Source organism: Aurantiacibacter xanthus (genome assembly GCF_003584015.1).
GTDB classification, from domain to species: domain Bacteria; phylum Pseudomonadota; class Alphaproteobacteria; order Sphingomonadales; family Sphingomonadaceae; genus Alteraurantiacibacter; species Alteraurantiacibacter xanthus.
This window is the reverse complement of sequence record NZ_QXFM01000004.1, coordinates 15007-38294: the sequence shown is the minus strand read 5'-3', so window position 1 is coordinate 38294 and position 23288 is coordinate 15007. Positions and strand designations below refer to the sequence as shown.

General features: G+C 64.8%; 18 protein-coding genes. 12 read left to right on the top strand and 6 right to left on the bottom strand.

The features are described 5' to 3' along the window. From D2V17_RS00690 to D2V17_RS00650, 9 genes are all read left to right on the top strand, one after another. Positions 1-614, top strand: a 614-nt coding sequence (locus tag D2V17_RS00690; protein WP_191229005.1) for a TolC family protein, incomplete at its 5' end; no start/stop codon positions are given. 119 nt (positions 615-733) lie between these two features. After that, entirely contained in the window at positions 734-1144 is a 411-nt protein-coding gene (locus D2V17_RS00685) for a DUF2946 family protein (RefSeq protein WP_119591228.1), read from the top strand. Positions 1145-1218: 74 nt separating this feature from the next. Then, positions 1219-1719, top strand: a complete 501-nt coding sequence (locus D2V17_RS00680; RefSeq protein WP_191229004.1) for a DUF2244 domain-containing protein — start codon at positions 1219-1221, stop codon at positions 1717-1719. Beyond that, positions 1716-1898: a hypothetical protein gene (locus tag D2V17_RS00675; RefSeq protein WP_119591226.1), complete on the top strand. Its 183-nt coding sequence runs from the start codon at positions 1716-1718 to the stop codon at positions 1896-1898. The genes D2V17_RS00680 and D2V17_RS00675 overlap by 4 nt, the downstream gene beginning before the upstream one ends. A gap of 40 nt (positions 1899-1938) precedes the next feature. Further along, positions 1939-4086: a TonB-dependent receptor gene (locus D2V17_RS00670; RefSeq protein WP_119591225.1), complete on the top strand. Its 2148-nt coding sequence runs from the start codon at positions 1939-1941 to the stop codon at positions 4084-4086. Positions 4087-4169: 83 nt separating this feature from the next. Next, a complete protein-coding gene (locus D2V17_RS00665; RefSeq protein ID WP_191229003.1) occupies positions 4170-4814 on the top strand; it encodes an energy transducer TonB in 645 nt (214 codons plus the stop codon). 113 nt (positions 4815-4927) lie between these two features. Beyond that, a complete protein-coding gene (locus D2V17_RS00660) occupies positions 4928-6094 on the top strand; it encodes a PepSY-associated TM helix domain-containing protein (RefSeq protein WP_119591223.1) in 1167 nt (388 codons plus the stop codon). Next, positions 6091-6306, top strand: a complete 216-nt coding sequence (locus D2V17_RS00655) for a hypothetical protein (RefSeq protein ID WP_119591222.1) — start codon at positions 6091-6093, stop codon at positions 6304-6306. The genes D2V17_RS00660 and D2V17_RS00655 overlap by 4 nt, the downstream gene beginning before the upstream one ends. A gap of 31 nt (positions 6307-6337) precedes the next feature. Then, positions 6338-8515 (top strand): TonB-dependent receptor, encoded by a 2178-nt coding sequence (locus D2V17_RS00650; RefSeq protein WP_119591221.1) that lies wholly within the window; start codon positions 6338-6340, stop codon positions 8513-8515. 43 nt (positions 8516-8558) lie between these two features. On the opposite strand, the gene D2V17_RS00645 is transcribed toward D2V17_RS00650, so the two are convergent. The 5 genes from D2V17_RS00645 to D2V17_RS00625 all read right to left on the bottom strand — a co-directional run bounded on the left by D2V17_RS00645 (position 8559) and on the right by D2V17_RS00625 (position 16597). Next, a complete protein-coding gene (locus D2V17_RS00645; RefSeq protein WP_245978390.1) occupies positions 8559-9068 on the bottom strand; it encodes a nuclear transport factor 2 family protein in 510 nt (169 codons plus the stop codon). Positions 9069-9073: 5 nt separating this feature from the next. Further along, positions 9074-9694, bottom strand: a complete 621-nt coding sequence (locus tag D2V17_RS00640) for a nuclear transport factor 2 family protein (RefSeq protein ID WP_119591219.1) — start codon at positions 9692-9694, stop codon at positions 9074-9076. Positions 9695-9706: 12 nt separating this feature from the next. Continuing rightward, positions 9707-11779, bottom strand: coding sequence for a PQQ-dependent dehydrogenase, methanol/ethanol family (locus D2V17_RS00635; RefSeq protein ID WP_119591218.1), 2073 nt, complete (start codon positions 11777-11779; stop codon positions 9707-9709). Positions 11780-11905: 126 nt separating this feature from the next. Next, positions 11906-14260: a TonB-dependent receptor gene (locus D2V17_RS00630; protein WP_119591217.1), complete on the bottom strand. Its 2355-nt coding sequence runs from the start codon at positions 14258-14260 to the stop codon at positions 11906-11908. A gap of 36 nt (positions 14261-14296) precedes the next feature. Continuing rightward, positions 14297-16597 (bottom strand): arylsulfatase, encoded by a 2301-nt coding sequence (locus D2V17_RS00625; protein ID WP_119591216.1) that lies wholly within the window; start codon positions 16595-16597, stop codon positions 14297-14299. 117 nt (positions 16598-16714) lie between these two features. Between D2V17_RS00625 and D2V17_RS00620 the strand changes: the two genes are divergently transcribed. The 3 genes from D2V17_RS00620 to putA all read left to right on the top strand — a co-directional run bounded on the left by D2V17_RS00620 (position 16715) and on the right by putA (position 22115). Next, positions 16715-17614 (top strand): LysR family transcriptional regulator, encoded by a 900-nt coding sequence (locus tag D2V17_RS00620; protein ID WP_119591215.1) that lies wholly within the window; start codon positions 16715-16717, stop codon positions 17612-17614. Between the two features lie 234 nt (positions 17615-17848). Then, entirely contained in the window at positions 17849-18448 is a 600-nt protein-coding gene (locus D2V17_RS00615; RefSeq protein WP_245978389.1) for a class I SAM-dependent methyltransferase, read from the top strand. Positions 18449-18686: 238 nt separating this feature from the next. After that, positions 18687-22115, top strand: coding sequence for a bifunctional proline dehydrogenase/L-glutamate gamma-semialdehyde dehydrogenase PutA (gene putA / locus D2V17_RS00610; protein ID WP_425453600.1), 3429 nt, complete (start codon positions 18687-18689; stop codon positions 22113-22115). On the opposite strand, the gene proB is transcribed toward putA, so the two are convergent. Beyond that, entirely contained in the window at positions 22112-23287 is a 1176-nt protein-coding gene (proB, locus tag D2V17_RS00605; RefSeq protein WP_119591212.1) for a glutamate 5-kinase, read from the bottom strand. The two genes, putA and proB, sit on opposite strands and share 4 nt — an antisense overlap. Position 23288: the final 1 nt, after the last annotated feature.

Here is a 23288-nt window from a genome sequence, read left to right as displayed (position 1 = left end):
GCTGCGCCATGCCGCCCGAACCCGCGGCAACCATTCCGGTCGGCGATGGCGCGGCCTTGCTGCGGCGACGCCCCGATCTGCGCGAAGCCGAGCGCCGTCTGGCCGCCGATACCGCACGGATCGGCGTCGCGACCGCCGAACTCTATCCGAGCATCAGCCTGGGCGGTTCGGGCAGCTTTCTGCGCAACGATCAGGTGCGGGGAAGCGATTCCTTCTCGTTCTCGCTCGGGCCGCTGCTCTCGTGGCGCTTCCCCAATGTCTCCGTGGCGCGGGCGCGGTTGCGGCAGGTCGAGGCGCAGGGCGACGTGTCGCTGGCCACGTTCGACGGCAAGGTCGTCACCGCGCTCAAGGAGGTCGAGCAGGCGCTCACCCTCGTGGATAGCGAGCAGCGCCGCCTTGTGGCGCTGAGCGAGGCGCAGGAGCGCTCCGAACGCGCCTATGCGCTTGCCGACAGGCGCTATCGTGCAGGGTCTGTCGGCTGGCTCGACGTGCTGACGGCACAGTCGGATCTGCTGGCCACGCGCGCCGCCTATGCTGCCTCGCTACGGCAGCTGTCGCTGGCGCGGGTGGACCTGTTCAAGGCGTTGGGTGGTGGCTGGCAGGACGCGACATAAGCGTGAAGGCAGAACGCGAGCTGCCTCTCGCGGGATGGCTGCAGGGAGGGCGACCGCTCGCCGGTCGCCCGACATTCCGGGCTGACATTTTGCAATCGCGGGCCTAACGGATAGGTCCGATGCAACCCTTGCGCGCCTTTCTCGATCGACGTCACAGCTTTGCGCTGGTGCTTGTCGTGCTGGCGTTTTGCATCAAGGCGCTGATGCCTGCCGGCTACATGGTGTCGTCTTCGCCGGACAAGGTGCTGACGATCACGATCTGCTCCGATGTGAGTCAGGGCTTCAAGCAGATGCAACTGACCGTTCCGGGCAAGCCCGCCGGGCCGGAACATTCCGAGGCTGGGGCCAAGAGCGAACATTGCGCTTTTGCCGGGCTGGGCCATGTGGCGATTGGCGGGGCCGACGGCTTCCTGCTCGCGCTGGCCTTTGCCTTTATCCTCGTGCTTGGCCTCGCGCCTTCACCGCGCCTGCCGTTCGGCGAGCTGGCGCATCTGCGCCCGCCGCTGCGCGGGCCTCCGGCTGCTGCCTGACAATCTAGCCTGATTTGTCGGCCCTGCCGATGCGCGCCTGCGTTGCGTGCATCGCGCTGTCGGAGTTTCCTTACATGTATTCAGTCCAGAACTGCCCCGATGAGCAGTCGTTTGCGCCCGATCCTGAGCGCGCCCAGAGCATCGTCCTGCATCTGCGAGAGAATCGCTCGTCGCTGTCGCAGGACGGGCGCATCGTCTTCACCATCCTCATCGGCCTGTTCATGGCCATGGCGATCCTGTTTGCGGCAAAGGGCGAGGTGCTGGTGCCGGTCTATGCCCTCACCACGATGGCGCTGCTCGTCGGTGCGCTCGAATGGCACAAACGGTCGCAGCCCGCTGCCGAGTGCCTGACCATCACCGGCAACAGCCTGCGCTGGACCAGCCGGAATACCGCACCGGTCGTGCTGCCGCTTCACGCCACAAGGCTGCTTCGCGACGAAGCCTCGCCCGCGCGGCTGAGGCTGTTTCTCGAATGCCGCGCTGTGCGGATCGAAATCGGCCGCTGTCTCAGCCTTGCGGAAAAGCGCGCGGTTATTCCGCTGATCGCCAGACATGTGCGGGAGGCAGGGGCATGAGCATCGCGGCAATCTCTCCGCGCACCGCGCATGTTCTCATGCGGATACGCTGGCTGGCCTGGGGCGCGATCGCTGCGCTGATGGCCGTGCATCTGGCCGCACTAGGCACGCCGGCCCCGCACGACGACGCCGTGCCGAATGCCGATATCGTCGCCGCATCCGGCCCGGCTCTGGGCTGACCGCCTTCCCCCGCACAGATTCAAATAAGGACCAAGACCAATGACCAGGTTCTGCAACTCTCTTCGCATCGCGCTCATCAGTAGCTGCACCCTCGTGCCCTTCGTCGCCCATGCGCAGGAAAGCACGCCCATCGAAGCCATCGACGTGCAATCCGGCCAGAGCAGCGAGAGCATCGCCGCTACCCCGCTGAGCGGAGCACGCGTCGAGCGCGACAGCCTCGCACGCAAGCAGGCGAGCACCAGCGACACGGGCAGGCTGCTGGCCGATCTGCCGGGCGTCAGCGCCAGTTCGGGCGGCGGCTTCTCGTCGATGCCCTCGATCCGCGGCCTCTCGGAGCAGCGGGTGACGGTGCTGGTCGACGGCTTCACGATCGACATGGCCTGCCCGAACGACATGAATTCGCCGCTCTCCTACACCGACCCGCAGACCATTTCCTCCATCAGCGTGCTGACGGGGATTGCCCCGGTCAGCAGTGGCGGTGACAATATCGGCGGGGTCATTTCGGTCGAAAGCACGCCGCCGCAATTCGCGGCCGCTGGCAAGACGCTGGTGACGGGCGAACTGTCTAGCTTCTATCGCTCGAACGGCGATGGCTTCGGCGGTGCGGCCAGGCTGACCGTTGCGACGGGCAGTCTCAGCGCGACCTATACCGGCTCCTATGCCCAGTCCGATCAGTACGAAGGCGGCGGCGGCGATGGCCTCGTGCGCTCGACTGAATTTGCCAAGACCGATCATGCGCTGGCGCTGGCATGGCAGCATGCGACGGGGCTGGTGCAACTGAAGGGCGGCATCCAGCGCTCGCCTTACGAGGGCTTCCCGAATCAGTACATGGACATGGTCGACAACAAGAGCTGGTTCCTCAATGGCAGCTACGACGGCTACTTCGACTGGGGCGATCTCGCCTTGCGCGCCGCCTACCGCGACACCGACCACGAGATGGACTTCCTCGAAGACAAGCAGCCCGGTTCGATGCCGATGAACACCGAGGTGCACAGCTTTGACGGGTCGGTGAAGCTGTCGCTTCCGATGTCGATGCACGACACCCTGCGGATCGGAGCCGAGTTTCATCACCAGTGGCTCGACGATTACTGGCCGCCGGTTGCGGGCAGCATGATGATGGGGCCGGGCGAGTTCGTGAACGTCAACGGCGGCAAGCGCGGCCGCATTGGGGCTTTCATCGAGTGGGAGCGCCACTTCAGCGACCGCCTCTCGGCCATCACGGGCCTGCGTTATGACCGGGTGACGATGAACACCGGTGAGGTGAAGCCCTATGGCACCGGCATGATGCAGATGGCCGATGTGATGGCCGCCGCCGCCTTCAACGCGGCCGAACGCAAGCGCACCGATGACAACTGGAGCGGATCGGCCCTGCTGGTCTACGAGCTGTCGGATCTTGCTGCGCTCGAACTGGGCTATGCCCACAAGGCGCGTTCGCCGAACCTTTACGAGCGCTACAGCTGGGGGCGCGGGTCGATGGCGAGCCGGATGATCGGCTGGTATGGCGATGGCAACGGCTATGTCGGCAATCTCGATCTCAAGCCGGAGCGGGCCGACACGGTGAGTGCGGCGCTTGCCCTTGGCGGCGACAAGGCGGGGTGGAGCCTGCGGATCGCGCCCTATTACACGCGCGTTGACGATTATATCGACGGGGCCTTCGTGCAGGAGTTTACCGACATGATGGGCGCGCCTGGCGGCTTCGTGCAGCTCCAGTTCGCCAATCAGGATGCCGAGTTTTACGGGATCGATGTGGCGGGCGCGGTCGAGCTGGGCGCGGGCACGGCGGCGAGAAGCACGCGGCTGACCGGTTCGCTGTCGTGGCTCGAAGCGAGAAACCTCAGCGATGGCGGGCCGGTCTATCGGCAGATGCCACTCGACGTGAAGCTGGGCCTTGCCCATCGCAGCGGGGCGCTGGAACTCGCTGCCGACTTTGAATGGGTGGCGGAAAAGACCCGTGTCGATGCAACCCGCAACGAACCGCGCACCGATGATTATGCGCTGGTCAACCTTGGCGCGGCCTACACCGTCAGCGGGGTGCGGGTGAGTCTCGATGTCGAGAACCTGTTCGACACCGGCTATGCCTTGCCTCTGGGTGGGGTGTCGCTGGGCGACTATGGAGCGACTGGCGAGCTGCGTCCGGTTCCCGGTCGCGGGCGTTCGTTCAACGTGGGTCTGTCGACCCGCTTCTGATCGCTGCTTGCGACCGCCAGCCAGAACGGAAAAAGGGCCTGAAGCTGATGGCTTATGGAGATATCCGAAGCGGTTGGCACCCGATGGTTCTTGCCGCGATCGTGGCAGGGCATTGTGTTCTGCTGGCGGTCGCGGCGAGCGCCTTTCGCACCTCGCTCACGCATATCGATCGCGAGACCCCGGCATTGGTCGCGCTGTTCGAGAAGGACCCGGTGCAACCCGCTGCCGCGCCGCGACCCGAACAGCCGGCAAGCGCCCGGCCATCGCCGCCGCCACCCGCCATGCCATCCGCGCCATCGGGCGCATCGGGCTCCGGTGGCGCAGAGCCAGTCACGGTGGCTATGGTCCAGCCTGTGAGGGGGCCTGCGATACCGCTTGAGGTGACGCCCTTTGCGCTTGCACCTCGCGCCGGCTTGCCTGAGCCAGCCTCCATCGCACCGCCAGCTCCGGGCGAGCCCGACCTGCTTGTACGCTATGCAGGCGTACTTCGCACTGCGATCATGGCGTGGGCCCCGCGAGGGCTTCACAAGGAGGGAGAAGCGGTCGTTTCGTTCCGGATCGACCGCAGCGGGCAGGTGCTCGATACCCGGATCATGCGTTCCAGCGGCGATGTGCAACTCGACCGGCTGGCCTTGCGCATGGTGCGCCAGGCGGCCCCGTTCCCGCCGCCCGATGGAGCAATTTCCGATGAGCGGCTCGGGTTCACCATTCCCATTCACTTTCACTGAAGGAGCTGGATTGTGGGCCAGTGTCTCCGCTCACAACTGACAGGACTTGAAATTGCGTTTGTCTCGCTCTAGGCGTCGCTAATGATAATTCGTTGCAAAAATGGGTTTGATTTTTGACTCCTCGGGGGATCCGGCTCTGGTTTCTTGTTCATAAGTGGAGCAGCCTTGTCTGCACCGCTTTTCTCCTCATGCTCTGTATCACCGGCCTGCCGCTGATCTTTCACGACGAGATCGACTATCTGACCGAAGACCGCCCGGAGCTGGGCATGCCCGGTGTCGGCTCCTCGGGTGAGGCCGAGGGTTTTCTTTCGCTCGACGACATGATGCGGATCGCGCTCGCCAACCGGCCGGGTGAAGTGCCGGTGTTCATGGCCTTCGACAACGATCAGCCATCGATGACCGTCACCACGGCGCCACGCCCGGACTCGCCCGGATCGGAGATGACCATCCAGTCGCTCGATCGTTCAACCGGCAAGCAAATCGGCATGGAAGCGGAAAGCGATGGCGGGGTCATGCACTTCCTGTTGCAACTGCACACCGACATGTTCCTCGGCTTGCCAGGCATGTTGTTTCTGGGAGCGATGGGGGTGTTGTTCGTTGCCGCGCTGGTCTCGGGCGTGGTGCTTTACGCGCCCTTCATGCGCAAGCTCGACTTCGGCACCCTGCGGGTGACACGCAGCGCCCGGCTCAAGTGGCTGGATTACCATAACCTGCTCGGGATGGTGGCACTGGCATGGATGCTGGTGGTGGGGCTCACCGGGGTCATCAACGCGCTATCGGTGCCGATCGAGGATATGTGGCAGGCGAACGAACTGGCCGACATGACCCGCGAATACGATGGCCGCGAAGCGCTTGATCCGGCGCGGTATGGCTCGCTCGATCTGGCCATGGTGCGGGCCCGCGAAGCACTGCCGGGCAACAATCCGCAGTTCATCGGCTTTCCCGGCGGCACCTTTAGTTCGAAGCACCACTATGCGGTGTTCTTCCAGGGCGACACGCCGCTGACCGAGCGATTGCTGACCCCGGCGCTGATCGACGCCGAGACCGGCGAATTCACCGATGCACGGCCAATGCCGTGGTATTACATGGCGCTGTCTATGTCGCGTCCGCTCCACTTCGGCGACTATGGCGGTCTGCCGCTCAAGCTGCTGTGGGCGGCGCTGACCTTGTTCACCATCGTGGTGCTGGGCAGTGGGCTTTACTTGTGGATGGCGCGCTCGGTATCGTCGCCAAGTATGCGGCTTCACCGGATTGAACAGATGGCGGAGCCCGCCGAATGACCCGTCAGCGCTCCGTCTCCCGGCGGCCCTCCCGCAAGAGCCCTAACTCGCTCGGCGCGATCTTCGCGCTGCCTCTGGTGATTTTCGTCATCTGCTTTGCTGCTCTGGTGATCGCGCTGACCGGCGATGGCTGGCGCGATGCGGCTTCGTGGGTCGGCCTTGGGATCCCCGTGCTCGCAGCGGGCTGGGCCATGCGCTTCCGCCGTTCCTGAAATTCCATCTCTCCCTGCAAAGGACCTTTTGATGACCTGCCTTTCCCTGCGCCCGCTGCTGCTTATCGCCAGCGCGCTGACCGTACCCGCCCTGGCCATTCCGGCCAGTGCGCAGGCCGATGAAACAATTGTCGTGACCGCGCAGCGCCAGAACCAGTCGGGTGTTGAACAGAAGGGCAGGGCCGGTGTGCTGGGTGACAAGGACGCCGCAGACCTTCCGTTCAGCCTGCGCAGCTACAACTCCGCGCTGATCCTCAACCAGCAGCCGCAAACGCTGGGGCAGGTGCTGGAAAACGATCCGACCATCCGCACCACCACCGGCTTCGGTATTGCGGGGGAACTGTTCGTGATCCGCGGGTTCGCGCTCGCTGGCGACGATATCGGTTACGATGGTCTCTACGGCATTCTGCCGCGCCAACTCGTCGCGCCGGAACTGTACGATTCGGTGCAAGTGCTCAACGGCTCCAGCGCGTTCCTCAATGGAGCCGCGCCGAGCGGGACGGCGATTGGCGGCAGCGTCAACCTGATGCCCAAGCGTGCGACCACGCGCGACATCACCCGCGCCACCATGGGCTACACCTCGTCGCAGCATATCGGGGCGAGCTTCGACGTTGGACGGCGCTTCGGTGCCAATGGCGAGTGGGGCCTGCGCGTGAACGGCGCGGTGCGCGGCGGCGACGTGTCGGTCGACGGCGAGTTCCGCAGTGCGCATGTTCTGGGCGGTGCGCTGGACTACAATTCCGGCCCGCTGCGCCTCGCGCTCGACGTGGCTTATCAGCGGGTGGAGGTCTCGCATTTCCGACCCAAGCTGCGCATAAACAGCCTTCCCATTCCCGCCGTGCCCGATGCCGACACCAACTTCGGTCAGCCGTGGCAATACACCAATCTGCGCGATGTGTTCGGCCAGTTCCGCGCGGAATACGACCTTGCCAAGGACATGACGGTCTATGCGGCCTTCGGCGCGCGCGATGGTTCGGAAGAAGGCATCTACAGCACGCCGACATTGCTCGATGCGAGCACCGGCGACATGTCGGTCAGCAGTTCGTTCATCCCGCGCACCGACAACAACGAGGCGGCAACAGCGGGCCTGCGTGCCCGTTTCGAGACCGGCAGCCTGTCGCACGAACTTAATGTGGGCGGGGCGATGACCTGGCAGGTGAACCGCAACGCCTACGAATTCTACACCGCTTCGCCCGGCACCAATAACCTCTATGACCCGGTGACATTGCCGCGCTCGACCACGGTGTCGGTTGGGCGGGGCAATCTCGATCATCCGTTCCCGATCTCGCGCACGCTGCTGAAGAGCGCTTTCGTTTCCGATACGCTGGGCTTCTGGGATGACCGGGTGTTGCTAACCGGCGGCGTGCGGTTGCAGGAGATCACCACCAAGTCCTATGCCGCTGATACGGGCCTATTCAGCGGCGAACACTCGGAGGATGCCTGGACCCCGGTGGTCGGGTTGGTCGTGAAGCCGGTCGAGGGGCTTTCGCTCTATGCCAACCGCATCGAAGCGCTCGTGCCCGGGGCGACCGCGCCTTTGAGCGGCACCGATGAGGGCGGCAATACGGTTCCGGTGAGCAATGCCGGCGAGGTGCTGTCGCCGTTCGTCTCGACCCAATACGAGGTCGGTGGAAAGCTTGCCGTGGGGCCGATGAACCTCTCGCTCGGTCTGTTCCAGATCGACCGCGAGACCGCGATCCTGCGGGTCGATCCGAATGACGCGGCGATGCTTGAGTTCGGACCCTACGGTGTGCAGCGCAATCGCGGCATCGAATTCACCCTTGCCGGCGAGATCGTCAAAGGCCTGCGGCTGATCGGCGGCGGGTCGGTGATCGATGCCAAGCTGCGCCACACTCAGAACGGCGTCAACGAAGGCAATCAGGCCGTGGGTGTGCCGGAGTACATGCTCAATGCGAACGTCGAATGGGATCTGCCCTTCGTGCCCGCGCTGACGCTGACCGGCCGCGTCGTTCATACCGGAGAGCAGGCGGCAAACCTCGCCAACACGCTGTTCCTCGATGACTGGACCCGGCTCGATGTGGGTGCCCGTTACGTCGCCGTGGTGGGTGACAGTGCCCTTACTCTGCGCGTCAATGTCGATAACGTGACGGATGCGTCTTACTGGGCCTCGGCCTTCGACAGCTTCCGCCCGGACTTGCAACTCGGCACACCGCGCACGGTGAAGGCCTCGGCGACAATCGCGTTCTAGGTAACCTGCGGCTCCCGCGCGCGAGGTGCGGGAGCCGTTAGGCCTACTGTTCGAGCCGTTTGGAGTTGGGGTCGATGCGCGCCATTTGCGGGGTGCACAGCGCCGGGTCCCAGTGCTCGGCTATCTTGCCATTTTCGAGGCGGAAGGTGTCGAACCAGCTGGTGTAGTAGGTGCCGGTCTCCTCGTTCTCCTCGCGGCGGACGAAGACGAAGGTGACCATGTCGCGCTCGGCCATGATCGACACCAGCGGCAGCGATATGGTCGGCTCGATCTCACGTTCGGGCCGCGAGTTGCGGACGAACTCTTCCAGTGCCGCTGCGCCGCTCGCAGCGTTGGGGTTGTGCTGGATATAGTCGTCGGCGATGAAATCGCGCACGCGGTCGGCACGCCCGGCTTGTAACACCGTCCGGTACATATCGTAGCAGAAGCGCTTGTTCGCCGCGATCTGCGGATCGTCGCTGGCGAGCAGCTCTTCATGGTCGACCGCAACCACCGGCGGCGCAAAGCCCTCGACGGCTTCGGCGGCGGGCTTCAGCTGGGTGATCTTCGTCATCCCGCTCACACCTTGTCGTAATGGAACGGCGCGATCAGCGGCTCGGGATAGCATTCGTACTGCATCGTCGGCGGCAGATCGGGCTGGAGGCCCTCGATCGAGCGCAGCAGCGGCACGCCTTCCTTGTTCCAGCCCCGGTCGAACTCGACATAGATGTTCATGTAGCCGTGCAGCAGCGCGATCTTCCATTCGCCATCGACGCGCTTGTATTCGTTCTCGTAGGTCGCCTCGCCCCAGCGCGCCTCCTGGCCGAGCGAGCCGACCATCATGAAGCTGCGCCACCGCGCCTTGGCCGTGCCCGCTGCGCTATCCACATGGATCACCGGCTGCAACTGCATGTGGTTATAGAGCATCCCCTTGCCGTAGGGCGGGAGGTGGTGGAGATATTCGCGCACCCGCTCGCGGCCCACGAACACACCGCGCCCGGCCAGTTCGAGCGAACCATCCTCGGCGAACAACTCGGACGCATTGTCCCACAGGCCCTTGTCGACATAGTAGCCGTAAGCCGCTTGCAGGTTCTGCACCGACTGGAAGTCGCGCGCCTGCTGCACTTCGGTTTCCAGCTCTGCCTGACGCTGTCTGAGGGCGGCGAGTTCGGCGAGCACTTCGTTTAGTTGGTCGGACATGATCTCTCCTCGTTATTCCTGCGCCAGATCCTCGAAGGACCGGGCTTCGATAAAGCTGCGAATATCGTTCAATTGCGCGGGCGTGAGCTTGCCCGCGAAGCTCGGCATGCCGTTGGCGGCGAGCGCACCGTTCAGCACCACGGCGGCGAAGGCCTCGCCCGGCACCACGCCCGAGGCGCGCAGGTCGGGGTAGGCGCCAGCGCTCACCACGCCGGTGCCGTGACAGCGCAGGCAGTAGCGGGCGTAAAGCTGATTGCCGCGCGCGATGGAGGCCTCGTCCGCAGGGCGAGCGGAGACGATGGCGCGGCTCGGGCCTGCGGGCGGGGTGAAGGGCGGCAGCACCTCCTTGCCGTCGAGCTTGAACACCAGCAGCCGGTTCGGCCCCACGACCTTGCCCGCCTGCAAGGCCATCACGCCGCCGGTCAGCGGCCAGCCGCCGCCCCAGCCGGACAGCACGGCGATATATTGCACCCCGTCGATGGCATAGCTGATCGGCGGGGCGATCACGGCGGTCTGCGCATCGAACGACCACAGTTTCGCGCCGCTTTTTGCATCATAGGCGGCCAGTTCGCGCGCGGTGTTGCCCGCGAAGACCAGCCCGCCGCCGGTCGCCAGCACCCCGCCGTTGAACGGAGCGACCTGATTGACGCGCCACGCTTCCTTCTGCCGTACCGGATCCCAGGCGATGAGGTAGCCCTTCATCCCGGCATAGAGTTCGTCACGCTGTTCCTTCGTCATCGCGCCGCCGCCATCCATGGCGACGCCCGAGGTATAGGCGCCGATCACCTGCTCCTCGTCGGCGGCGGCATAGGGCATGCCGACATCTTGTGCGGGGATATAGACGAGCCCCGTATCGGGGCTGAAGGCCATCGGCGGCCAGTTGTGCCCGCCGCCCGAACTGGGGAACTGGAACGAAGGCTCGCCGGTGCGGTAGTAGCGCGCGGAGGGCGCTTCGATCGGGCGTCCGGTCTTCGGATCGAGCCCCGTGGCCCAGGTGACATTCACGAAGGGCTTGCCCGAGATGAAATCCCCCGTCTCGCGGTCGAGCACGTAGAAAAATCCGTTCTTGGGTGCCTGCATCAGCACCTTGCGCGGTTTGCCGTCGATTTCGAGGTCGGCGAGGATGATGTTCTGGGTGGCGGTATAGTCCCAGCTGTCGGCGGGGGTGGTCTGGAAGTGCCAGCGGTATGCGCCGGTCTTCGCATCGAGCGCGACGATGGATGAAAGGAACAGGTTGTCGCCCTTGCCATCGGAGCGCATCTGGTGGTTCCACGGCGAGCCATTGCCCACGCCGATATAGACGAGGCCCAGTTCGGGGTCGTATTCGATGGCGTCCCAGGCGGTGCCGCCGCCGCCGTATTTCCACCAGTCGCCGGCCCATGTTTCGGCGGCCATATCCATGGCGTTGTCGCTGGCAGCATGGTCGGGTACGCCGGGCTTGCCGGGCACGGTGTAGAAGCGCCAGGCCTGCTCGCCGCTGTTCACCTTGTAAGCGGTGACGAACCCGCGCACGCCGAACTCGGCGCCGCCATTGCCGATCAGCACCAGATCGCCCACCACACGCGGCGCGCCGGTGATGGTGTAGTTCACCGCCAGCGGGTCGGCTTCGTCGATGGTTTGAACTTCCCACACGACCTGCCCGCTCTTCGCATCGAGCGCGATCAGCCGCCCGTCGAGCGCGCCGAGAAACACCTTGCCCTCGTGCACCGCCACCCCGCGCGAGACCGGCCCGCAGCACCCGCGCGCCGAAGCTGCGCGCACCTGCGGATCGTATTCCCACAGCAGTTCGCCGCTGACGGCATCGACCGCCTGCACCACGTCATAGGCGCTGACGAGATAGAGCACGCCGTCGACCATGATCGGGGTCGCTTCCTGCCCCCGGTCGGTGCCGAGGTCGTGGGCGAAGGCGAGGCCGAGCCGGTCCACGTTCCCGGTATTGATCTGTTCAAGGTCGGTGAAGCGTTGGGCCGTGTCGTCGAGACCGTGCAGCGGCCACTCGGCATCGGCGCTCTGCCCGCTGCCGCAGCCTGCCAGTGCGAGGGCGAGCGCGAGGCCACCAATGGCTTTGCCGAGGGCTGATGTCATGCGAACTTCCTAGCCAGAGCGAAACAGGGGGCCGCTGATCCTGTCATGCAGCGGCGGATAGCAACCCTGCAACTGCGCCCGCTTTGGGAGGGGTGCAGTTGCAGGGTCAGGGGATAGCGGGTTGGATCAGAACCGCTTGGTAGCACTCACCGACCACTCGCGCGGACGGCCGGGCTGGCCGAGCGAGAAGCCCGACGGGCTGTTGTCGAACGCGCCGACGAAATAGTATTCGTCGGTGATATTGGTGACCGCCACCGACAGATCGAGATCGCCTTCGCCGTTGGTCCAGGTCAGGCGCCCGTTGAGCAGGGTGTAGCTATCGACATAGGCCCCCACCGTGTTGCCCGAGTCCGCCCAGAATTCCGACTGGTACGACAGGTCGAGGCGCGGGGTGAGGGTCGAGCCGTTGGCGAATTCGTGCTCATACGAAGTGCCGAGCGAGTACTTCCACTTGCTGGTAAACGGGGCAACGTCGTCCAGCGTCACGCCACTTACCGCCGAATTGAGGCTGGTGTAGTCGAAGTCCAGATAGCTTAGCGTGGCTTCCACGTTCCAGCCGGCAACCGGCTCGATCTGCGTTTCCACCTCGAAGCCGAGCACCTCCGCGTCGCCGGCATTGGCCGTCATCGCGCAAGGGGCAAGGGCACCCCCCGGCGTGAAGTTGGGGCACGAGTTCAGCACCAGCTGGATGTCGCTGTAGTCGTTGAAATATGCCGATGCATTCAGGCGGAGGACGCCGAACAGATCGCTCTTGAGGCCGAGTTCCCAGGCCTTCAGCGATTCCGCGTTGAACGAAGTGACCTGCGTGGTGAAGAAGGGCCGCGGGTTGATGCCGCCACCCTTGTATCCCGTCGAATACTGCCCGTAGACCATGATTTCCGGGCTGATCTCATACTGGATGTTGGCGCGATAGTCCCAGCGGACCTCCTGATAGCTGCCGACGAGCCCGTCGAGCCCGCCCACGCGCGGCACCCCGGGCGTGCCGTCGATATAACGGCGCGAGAACTGATAGTCCTTGCTTTCGTCCGTCCGCCGCACGCCCGCGTTCAGCGTCAGACCGTCAAGCAGTTCCCAGGAAGCCTGTGCGAAGAATGCGAGCGACTTGGCGTTTACCACCTCGCCAAGGCTGGCAAACTGCAAGCCGGAAGTGCGCAGGTCTGCCACATAGGGGAAATCGGTATCCTGCTGCGAGTAGAAGCCGCCAAGGGTCCAGAACACCCGGTCGTTGGCGAGCGAGCCGCCGAGCCGCAGTTCCTGGCTGTAGAACGAGACGTTGAGATCGTTGTAGGCGTTGTTCAGCACCAGCGGCGAAAGATCGGTGTCGCTCGAGAACTGCGAACTGAAGTCGCGGTAGCCCGAAATCGAGGTGAGCTGGAGGTTGTCGGCCAGATCGAACTCGCCCAGCAGCGAGATGCCGAAGCCTCTGTAGCGGGTGATGAGATCGCGCGTGGTGTCGAACTGGAAGCCGTGGGCGGGGTCCGCCGGGGCAAAGCCGGTCGCATAGTTGCAATAGGGACCGCAGATGAAGCGGTCGTCCCAGTTTATGCCGGTGTAGGCACCCTGCACACGGGCAAGCTGAGCCGGAGTGAGCGGCGTGGTGGAGCGCAACACGGCCGGGCTGGGTCGGCGGCTGTCGCTGACATAGTCGGCCGAGAGCATCAGATCGACCGCATCGCTCGGATTGTAGCGCAGCTGGCCGCGCACGGCCTGATAATTCACGTCGCCATCGCGGTCGATCAGGCAGCTGTCGCTGGCGGTGCGGGCGGGGATACCGCCGGTGGTGGGATTGTTGGCGCTGCCCTGCGGATTGACGCAGCCGAAATCGAGCACGTCGATGAAGCCGTCCTGCCGTTTGGCCGAGCCGGAAATACGCACCGACAGATCCTCGGCGAGGCCGAAGTCGAAGTTGCCGCGCAGGTCCATGCGGTTGCGGCTGCCATAGGTGCCCGAAATCATGCCGGTGTTGGAGCCGGTCGGGCGCTTCGAATAGAGCTTCAACGCGCCGCCGATCGAGTTGCGGCCCGACAGCGTGCCTTGCGGGCCGCGCAGGATCTCGACCCGGTCGAGGTCGAGCAGGTCGAACACCGCGCCGGTCAGCGAAGGATAGTAGACGTCATCGACATAGATGCCGACGCCCGGTTCGACCGCCGGGTTGTAGTCGTATTGGCCCACGCCGCGGATCGACACCGCCAGCGAGGGGCCGAAGGCGCCGGAGCCGGGTTGCAGGTTCACACCCGGCGCCTGCCCGGCGATCTGCGACACGTCGGACTGGCTGCGCGAGGCCAGATCGTCACCCGAGATCGCGGTGATCGCAATGGGCGTATCCTGCAGGCTCTGCTCGCGGAACTGCGCGGTGACGACGATGGTGTTATTGCCGCGCTCGCCCTCTTCCTGCGCCGAGGCCGCAACGGGCATCGCCATGAGCGTCGAAGCAGCAACAGCCGCCAGTGAGATGCCGGTGAATTTCTCCGGATATGTCATGTGGTTTCCCTCCCAAAAAACTGTTTCTCCGCCTCTTCAGCGCGGATTTATCGTTACGGACTCGATGGAGCATTCGCAGGCGCGCGGACCGGTGCGGTCGTCGATCAGCGGGCGGCCGATTAGTGCGGCACCGTTGAACACGCGGTAGAAGCGGTCGTCGTTCGCCGTATCGACCTCTTGCCCGTCGACCGAGAGCGCGAGCCGTACGCCGCCAGCCTCGGGAGCGAAGCGGACCGCCACGGTGTGTTCGCCCGCAGGCAGAGGGCTGGCCGCGCGCACGGTCATGCGCTCTTCCTCGCGCCCGGTCGGATCGTAGGTGAACACCGGAACGCCTTCTTCCAGCGCCAGCCGATAGCCGGTGAAGCGCATGCCCATGCCGAACACCGGGCCGCTGTCGGCAGCGCTGTTGGTGGTGAGCCGCACGGTCGCCTCCCAGTTGGGCGTGACATTGGGCCAGGCCGCAATCGGATAGCGGGCGTCGCCGGGATAGTAGGTGTAGCTGTCCGAGGGTTCGACCGCATGCGGGCGATTGCTCGGGCTGAGCCGGGCGAGATAGTCCGAGGCCAGCGGGAACACGTTGTAGCGGCGGGCGGCGGTGTCGAAGTCCGCCTGCAGCTCGGCCAGCTTGTCGGGGTGCTGGCTGGCGATGTTGTGAACCTGCGAGAAGTCTGCGTCGAGGTTGTAGAGTTCCCACGGCAGGCTGTTCGGGTCGTAATCGGGAATACGCCAAGGATCCCAGGTCACGCCGGTGGCGGCGAGCCAGCCGTCCTTGTAGTAGGCGCGGCTGCCCAGCATCTCGTAATACTGTTCGTGGCGCACCTCGGGCGCAGCGGCATCGGTGAAGCTGGCGGCGAACGACTTGCCGTCGATCGGCTGCTGCTCGACCCCGTCGACCACGGCGGGCGGCGTAATGCCGATGGCTTCATAGATGGTTGGCGCGAGGTCGATGACGTGGGTGTACTGCGTGCGGATCGCGCCGCGCTCGGCGATGTGCGAGGGCCACGAGACCGCCAGCGCATTGCGCGTGCCGCCAAGGTGCGAGGCGACGGCCTTGCCCCAGGGAAACGGCGTGTTGAGCGCGAAGGCCCAGCCCGCAGGGTAATTGCCGAAGCTGTTCTCGCCCCCGGCGTCGCCCATGCGGGCGGTCAGTTCCTCGTCGGTGCTCTCGATCTGCGCGAAGCCCTCATAGGCGTTCATCGAGCCCGCCAGTTCGTGGATCGCGCCGCCGTTGTCGCCCTGCACATAGAGGATCAGCGTGTTGTCGAGTTCGCCCGTCTCGCGCAGCGCATCGAGCACGCGGCCGAACTGGAAATCCATATAGGCCATCTGCGCGGCGGCCACCTCCATCAGGTGGGCGTAGTTGTGGCGCTGGCTGTCGGTCAGGCTGTCCCACGAGGGCATGCGCTCGGGGCGGGGGGCCATTTCCGCGTTGGCGGGGATAATCCCCATCGCCTTCTGCCGGGCGAAAATCTGTTCGCGCAGCACGTCCCAGCCCTGATCGAACTGACCGGCGAACTTCGCGATCCACTCCTTCGGCGCCTGCTGCGGGGCGTGCATCGTGCCCGGCGCGAAGTAGAGCAGGAACGGCTTATGCTCCTGCAACGAATCCTGCATGTGGATCCAGTCCACCATGTGGTCGGCCAGATCGCGGTCGAGGAAATAGGTCTCGTCCGTCGGATCGCGGCGCAGGGTGTTGCGGTTCTCGACCAGCTCGGGGTTGATCTGGTCGGCGGCAGGGCCGTTGAAACCGTAGAAATAGTCGAACCCGAAGCCGTTGGGCCAGCGCTCGAACGGACCGAACGGGCCGGTCTCCCATTCGGGCGTATTGTGGTTCTTGCCGAAGAAGGCGGTCGAATAGCCGTTCATCTTCAGCACGTCGCCGATAGTGGCGGCGCTTTCGGGGATGACCGAGGTGTAGCCCGGCTCGTCCACCGCGACATTGGCGATGGCCCCGAAGCCGACCGCGTGATGGTTGCGCCCGGTCAGCAGCGAGGCGCGGGTGGGCGAGCACATCGCGGTGACGTGGAAGCGGGTGTAGGTGATGCCGTTCTGCATCACGGAATCGAAGGCCGGAGTAGGGATCGGGCCGCCAAGACCGCTGGCGGCGGAAAAGCCCACGTCGTCGGTCAGCACCACCAGCACGTTGGGCGCGCCCGCCGGAGCTTCGGCGGGCTTGGGGAAGTAGCGGAAGCCGTCGGCGCGTGCCGGCGCGTCGACCGTCTGCTGGGCATGGAGCGCAGTTCCGGCAGTGCTGGCCAGCGCCAGTGCCATTGCAGAACTGCCAAGTGCACGACGCAGCCGGGTCGCACCCGAGCGGAAGGTTGGGGCCGCCATCATCAGAAATCCTCATTATGTGATCTTTTGCGGTCACATCGCCGGGGTCAGCTTGCAAAGCAACGACTCGACAGGCTATCAATGATGCCTGATAGGCTATTACTTTGACGGTTCCGCTCGATGTCCTTTACCCTGCGCCAGCTTGAGATTTTCGTCGAAGCGGCGAAGGATGAGAACTTCCGCAAGACGGCGGACCGGCTCGGGATCGCACAGCCGTCGATCAGCAAGCACATCAAGGCGCTGGAGCGCACCGCTGGCGGCGTGCTGTTCACGCGAGAGCGCGGCTCGGCGGCCCGGCTATCACCGCTGGGCAAGGATATGCTCGCCCGCGCGCATTCGATGCTGAAAATGGCGGGCAAGATGCGCGACGGCAGCCAGGCTTTGCCGCCGCTGAGGCTGGCTGCCGGTGCCTATCTGCTCGATCAGTGGTTGCGGCCGATCGTACGCGACCTTCTGCCGCACTACGAACTGCCGGAAATTCAGTTCGCGAGCGCCGAGGATGGCGATGCCGTGCGGGCGCTCCTGCGCGCGGGTGAGGCCGACTGCGGTTTCTATCATGGCGATGCGGTGCCGACGAGCGGCTTCGCCACGCGCAAACTGCGCGATACGACCGTGGGCCTGTGTGCGGCACCGGCTCTGGCGGCGAAGGTCCGCCATTTGCCCGCCGACCTAGAAGCGTGCCCCTTCATTCTGTCGCCAGTGGGCAGCGATGCCGAGCGTTATCAGCGCCAGCAGCTTGAGGCGGTCGGGGTGCGGCCCAGAATGGTCGCGGCGCGGTCGCAGTATAGCGAGTATCAGCTCGAACTCGTGCTGGCCGGTCGCGGGGTGGGCCTGTTGTTCGACGATGATACGCGTGCGCACGTGGCGGCGGGCGATCTCGTCCGTTTTCCGCTTTCCTTCGTGGGAGGGATGCGGTGCATGGTGACAAGCCTGTCCACACCGCCCGACCCGCGCCATAGCCGTGCCATCGACCTCATCTGCGGACGCCTCTCGGCGGCTTCGACGCGAGCGGCAACCTGAGCGCGCCAGAGGCATGAGCACATGCGGATTGCCCATTGCGCCGAGAGATCTTGATCGGCTCAAGGCGAAGGTGCAGGGGAGCGTTTCAGCAAGGCCTTGCAAATCGCCGGTGAATTTGCGACCTCGCGCGGCTTCCATGGGCTCCCACCCCGGGAGCACGGCAAGGGATACTGATCGATAATGGCCGGTTACGAGGCTTTGGCCGAACGCAAACCCACGCGATTGAAGCAGAAAATGCGCAGGTTCTTCGGAGCATGGGGCGTCTTCTTCCAGGGCTTTGTAGAGCATCCGGTGATGGTCGGCTCGATCATCCCGTCCTCGCGCTACACGATCAGGAAGATGCTCCGCCCCGTCGATTGGGAGCGTTGCCAGCTGTTCGTCGAGTATGGTCCGGGCGTCGGCACCTTTTGCCAGCCGGTGCTCGACAGGCTGCCGCGCGATGCGAGCCTGATCGTGATCGACACCAACCCTCTGTTCATCGAATATCTCAACCGCACGATCCACGACAGCCGCTTCGTCGCGGTTCATGGCTCGGCGGAGGATGTCGAGGAGATCGTCCGCGCGCATGGCCATGAACAGGCGGACTATGTGCTGTCGGGTCTGCCGTTCTCCACCTTGCCGGAAGGCCTTGGTCCGCGCATTGCGGCGGCCACCTATCGCGTGATCCGTCCGGGCGGCGCTTTTCTCACCTACCAGTTCAGCAATGCGGCCCGTAATCTCACCGCGCAGCATTTCGACCGTGTCGACAGCGGGTTCGAACCGCTGAATATCCTGCCCTGCCGCCTCGCCTGGGGCTGGAAGCGCAAGCCCGACGCGGCAGCCTCCAACGGATAGGCTGTCTGGCGCTGCGCGCGATTCTGCGTGACGTCCCGGGTGCAGTTCCGGCGGGTTTGTCGGAACAAGCGCTGAGGGGGTTCGTAGGATACCTATTGCAAGTAAGGAATGGACGGCTGCTGTTGCGGAGGCTCCATTCCCGATAGGAATACTGCCGCAGGAAAGACCCAAATTGCCTTACCAGCCTCTATCCCAATACCGCGCCCAGATCCGCACCAACCACTTCGCGGACGAGCAAATGGTGCTCGATTATCTCATCGCCAGCCATGGCCCCACCGACGCGCAGCGCAAGGCCATTGGCGAGGCCGCGTGGAGCGTGATCGACCGGGTGCGCAAGCACACCAAGCCGACCATGATGGAAAGCTTCCTGCAGGAATATGGCCTCTCGACCGAGGAGGGGCTGGGCCTGATGACGCTGGCCGAAGCTCTGCTGCGCGTGCCTGACAGCGAGACCGTCGACCGGCTGATCGAGGACAAGATCGTCCAGGCCGACTGGAGCGAGCATTTCGGCGCTTCGGACAATGCGCTGGTCAATGCCTCGACCATGGCGCTGGGGCTGACGGCCACGCTGCTCGACGATCACGAACATGCCGGGCCGCTGTCCGCCGTGCAGAGCGCGGCCAAGCGCCTCGGCGCGCCCGTGGTGCGCGCTTCGGTGCAGCAGGCGATGCGTGTTCTGGGCGGGCAGTTCGTGCTCGGCGAGACCATCGGCGAGGCGATGAAGCGAGCGCGCAAATGGGAAAAGCAGGGCGCGACCTACAGCTATGACATGCTCGGCGAGGCGGCTGTCACCGCCAAGGACAGCGAGCGGTTCTTCGAGGCCTATCTCCACGCGCTCGACGAGATCGCGGCGGCCGCGAAATCCGATGACATTCGCGCCAATCCCGGCCTCTCGATCAAGCTCTCGGCGCTCTATCCGCGTTACGAGATGAGCCAGCAGTCGCGCGCCATCCCCGCGCTGGCCGAGCGGGTGAGCGTGCTCGCACGCCGGGCGGCCGAGGCCAATGTCGGGCTCAACATCGATGCCGAGGAAGCCCATCGCCTCGGCCTCTCGCTGGATCTGATCGAGCTGGTGCTGGCCGACCCGCGACTGGCTGGCTGGGACGGTTTCGGCGTGGTGGTGCAGGCCTTCGGCAAGCGCGCCAGCTATGTGATCGACTGGCTCTATGCGCTGGCGACGCAGCTTGACCGCAAGATCATGGTGCGTCTGGTGAAGGGCGCTTACTGGGACAGCGAGATCAAGCTGGCGCAGATGAACGGGGTGGAGGGCTTTTCTGTCTTCACCAGCAAGTCGGCGACGGACATCAGCTATATCTGCTGTGCGAACCAGCTGCTCAAGCTGGCCGACCGCATCTATCCGCAGTTCGCCACCCATAATGCCCACAGCGTGGCCGCCATTCTCGAACTGGCGGGCAATCGCCGCGATTTCGAGTTCCAGCGGTTGCACGGCATGGGCGAGGGGCTGCACGGCTTCCTGCTCAAGGACCGCGATGTGCGCTCGCGTATCTATGCGCCCGTGGGTGCCCATCGCGAGCTGCTCGCCTATCTGGTGCGCCGCCTGCTGGAGAACGGCGCGAACAACAGCTTTGTCGCGCAGCTTTCGAACCCGGCGATTCCGACCGAGGCGATCGCTGCTGACCCGTTCGAGACGCTGGCGGAGGATCGCGAAAAGGCGAAGGAGAAGGTTGTAGCTCCGGCCGATATCTATCAGCCCGAGCGCGTCAATTCACGCGGTTACGATCTGGCAGTGCGCGCGCACCTCAACCGCTATCAGGAACTGCGCATGCCCTATGCGGAGAAGATCTGGCGGGCGGGGCCACTGGCCGCGGAAGGGGCGAATGCCGGGCACGAAATCGTCATCTGTAACCCGGCCTATCCCGACCGGATCGTCGGCTATGTGATCGAAGCGGAGGCCGAGACCGTCGAGAATGCGCTGGGCGCGGCGCGGCCCTGGGATGCATCTCCTGCGGAGCGCGCCGAAGTGCTGCGCCGGATCGCCGATCTTTACGAGGCGAACGAGGGCGAATTCTATGCCCTGTTGACCCGCGAGGCGGGCAAAAGCCCGGTCGACACCGTGACCGAACTGCGCGAAGCGGTGGACTTCCTGCGCTATTACGCGAGCCAGTGCGAGCGGCCCGAAGTCGCCCTGCGCAAGCCGCGCGGGGTGATCGCCTGTATCAGCCCGTGGAACTTCCCGCTCGCTATCTTCACCGGGCAGATCGCGGCGGCGCTGGCGGCGGGTAACGGCGTGATCGCCAAGCCTGCCGAGACCACGCCGCTGGTTGCCTTCATGGCCACCCGTTTGTTCCATCTTGCAGGCGTACCGGAAACGGCGATCCAGCTGCTTCCCGGCACCGGCGCCGAGGTCGGCGGGCTGCTGAGCGGTGATCCGCGGATCGATGGGGTGTGCTTCACCGGCTCGGTCGACACCGCGCAGGTGATCAACCGCAGCATGGCCGAGGCACTCTCGCCCGATGCGCTGTTGATCGCCGAAACGGGCGGGCTGAACTCGATGATCGTCGACAGCTCGGCGCTGCCCGAACAGGCGGTGAAGGACGTGATTACCTCGGCCTTCCAGTCGGCGGGGCAGCGCTGTTCTGCCTTGCGCATGCTCTACGTGCATCAGGACGTGGCCGAACAGTTCATCGAGATGCTGTCGGGCGCGATGGACGAACTGACGGTGGACGACCCGTGGTTCCACTCGACCGACCTCGGCCCGGTGATCGACGCCAAGGCGCAGGAGAATATCCGCGACTACATCGCCAAGGCCAAGGCCGAGGGGCGGCTGATCAAGCAGATCGCCACGCCCGAGGAAGGGCATTTCGTCGGCCCGGCGGTGATCCGCGTGAACGGCATCAACGAGCTGGAACGCGAAGTGTTCGGCCCGGTTCTGCACCTGGCGCTGTTCGGCAAGCAGGAGCAGTTGCAGGACATCATCAACGATGTGAACGGGCGCGGCTATGGCCTCACCGCAGGCCTGCACACCCGCATCAAGCGGCGGCAGACCTTCATCTCCGACCGCATCCACGTCGGTAACATGTACGTGAACCGCAACCAGATCGGCGCGGTGGTCGGCACCCATCCGTTTGGCGGCGAGGGCCTTTCGGGCACCGGCCCCAAGGCGGGCGGACCGCACTATCTGCCGCGCTTCTATGCCGACGAGGTGGCAAACGATCCGGTCACGACCGGCCGTCCAGTCTCGCTGGAAGAGCTGAACACGGCGCTGGCCGCGCTGCCGCAGGCGCCAGATCGCAAGATCGAGGAAACCGAGATGCCGGGCACTACCGGCGAGAGCAATGTCCTCTCGCTGCACCCGCGCGGGCCGATCCTGTGCCTTGGCCCCGACGGCGATCAGGCGGTGCATCAGGCTGAAGAGCTGCGTGCGCTCGGCTGCCCCGCGCTGGCCGTGGCTCCCGGTGCAACGGGCGAGCATGCCATTGACGGCTTCCTCGACCGTGCGCTGCTGGCCGAGGCCGAGCCGCTCAAGGTGGTGGTGAGCTTCAGCGATACTGAGGACCGCAAGGAGATCCGCAAGGCGCTTGCCAGCCGCGATGGAGCTATTGTGCCGCTGTTCACCACGCCCGACTTCGCCAGCCGGTGCCTGGTCGAGCGGCACATCTGCATCGATACCACCGCTGCCGGTGGCAACGTGTCGCTGCTCAGCTAGCGGCTTTCGTTGGGAAACGGTTCGAACCTGGCCTGCTTGGCCGGTTCGGGCCGTTCCCACGGCAGGTGGCGTTCGTCGAGCGTGGTCAGGTTGGTGTGCTCGACCAGCACCGCGCGCGAATGGTAGCCGAGCAGCTGCTTGACCGGAATGTCGAGGTTGCGCACGAGGATTTCGGTCTCCTCGGAGGTGAAGTCGCTCATCCCGCGGGCGCGCTCCTTGCCCGCTTCGTCGTAGATGTGGATCACGTCGCCCTTGTGATACGAGCCTTCGATGCGGATCACGTCTTCGCGGTGAACGCCGCGCTCCCCCGCATCGACCGCATCGGCCGCATCGCTGTTGATCACGATGGAGCCGGCAATGTGCAGCCGCTCCGACAGCCAGGCGTGCCAGGTGGCCAGCGGCTCCGAATGGGCCGGGCAAATCGTGCGCGGGCGGTCGCCAAACAAGGCCGAAGAGATCGGGCTATCGGCCTCGCCATTGGCGATGATCGTGTGACAGCCCGAATTCTGCGCCATGTTGGCGGCCTGCAACTTGGTCAGCATGCCGCCGCTGCCGAGCGTGGAGACGCCCTCGGTCACCGACAGATACTGGCTAACGTCCTGCACCTCTTCCACCAGCTTTGCATCGGGGTTCGACGGGTCCTGATCGTAGAGGCCATCGACGCTGGTGAGGATAATCAGGTGTTCGGCCAGCACCATCTGCGCGACCTTGGCGGCCAGCCGGTCGTTGTCGCCGACGCGGATTTCCTCGGTGGTGATGGTGTCGTTCTCGTTGATGATCGGAACGACGCCTGCCTCAAGCAGGCGCACCAGCGTGTTCTTGGTGTTGAGGAAGCGCGAGTGGATTTCGAAATCGCCCAGCGTCACCAGAATTTGCGCGATATTGAGATCGTATTCATGGCCGATCTGCTTGTAGGCATTCAGCAGCAGCGGCATCCCGCAAGCGGCGGAGGCCTGCTTGTCACGCAGCCCGGCATTTTCGGGCGTCACCCCCATCATCTTCATGCCCAGCGCAACTGAACCCGAAGAGCACAAAAGAATATCGTATCCCTGATCGCGGAGAAGAGCGAAATCTTCCATTATTCGCTGCATGAAACCCCATCTCGGGGTCAAGCGGGTCTGATCCGTAAGAAGGCTGGATCCGATTTTTACGACAATCCTTTTGTGAGCCATA

What these genes read in the sequence shown, in the direction of transcription:
- D2V17_RS00685 (WP_119591228.1), top strand. Translation starts at nt 734, where the DNA reads ATGCAACCCTTGCGCGCCTTTCTCGATCGACGTCACAGCTTTGCGCTG.
- D2V17_RS00680 (WP_191229004.1), top strand. Translation starts at nt 1,219, where the DNA reads ATGTATTCAGTCCAGAACTGCCCCGATGAGCAGTCGTTTGCGCCCGAT.
- D2V17_RS00675 (WP_119591226.1), top strand. Translation starts at nt 1,716, where the DNA reads ATGAGCATCGCGGCAATCTCTCCGCGCACCGCGCATGTTCTCATGCGG.
- D2V17_RS00670 (WP_119591225.1), top strand. Translation starts at nt 1,939, where the DNA reads ATGACCAGGTTCTGCAACTCTCTTCGCATCGCGCTCATCAGTAGCTGC.
- D2V17_RS00665 (WP_191229003.1), top strand. Translation starts at nt 4,170, where the DNA reads ATGGTTCTTGCCGCGATCGTGGCAGGGCATTGTGTTCTGCTGGCGGTC.
- D2V17_RS00655 (WP_119591222.1), top strand. Translation starts at nt 6,091, where the DNA reads ATGACCCGTCAGCGCTCCGTCTCCCGGCGGCCCTCCCGCAAGAGCCCT.
- D2V17_RS00650 (WP_119591221.1), top strand. Translation starts at nt 6,338, where the DNA reads ATGACCTGCCTTTCCCTGCGCCCGCTGCTGCTTATCGCCAGCGCGCTG.
- D2V17_RS00645 (WP_245978390.1), bottom strand. Translation starts at nt 9,068, where the DNA reads ATGACGAAGATCACCCAGCTGAAGCCCGCCGCCGAAGCCGTCGAGGGC.
- D2V17_RS00640 (WP_119591219.1), bottom strand. Translation starts at nt 9,694, where the DNA reads ATGTCCGACCAACTAAACGAAGTGCTCGCCGAACTCGCCGCCCTCAGA.
- D2V17_RS00635 (WP_119591218.1), bottom strand. Translation starts at nt 11,779, where the DNA reads ATGACATCAGCCCTCGGCAAAGCCATTGGTGGCCTCGCGCTCGCCCTC.
- D2V17_RS00630 (WP_119591217.1), bottom strand. Translation starts at nt 14,260, where the DNA reads ATGACATATCCGGAGAAATTCACCGGCATCTCACTGGCGGCTGTTGCT.
- D2V17_RS00625 (WP_119591216.1), bottom strand. Translation starts at nt 16,597, where the DNA reads ATGATGGCGGCCCCAACCTTCCGCTCGGGTGCGACCCGGCTGCGTCGT.
- D2V17_RS00620 (WP_119591215.1), top strand. Translation starts at nt 16,715, where the DNA reads ATGTCCTTTACCCTGCGCCAGCTTGAGATTTTCGTCGAAGCGGCGAAG.
- D2V17_RS00615 (WP_245978389.1), top strand. Translation starts at nt 17,849, where the DNA reads ATGCGCAGGTTCTTCGGAGCATGGGGCGTCTTCTTCCAGGGCTTTGTA.
- putA (WP_425453600.1), top strand. Translation starts at nt 18,687, where the DNA reads ATGGTGCTCGATTATCTCATCGCCAGCCATGGCCCCACCGACGCGCAG.
- proB (WP_119591212.1), bottom strand. Translation starts at nt 23,287, where the DNA reads ATGGCTCACAAAAGGATTGTCGTAAAAATCGGATCCAGCCTTCTTACG.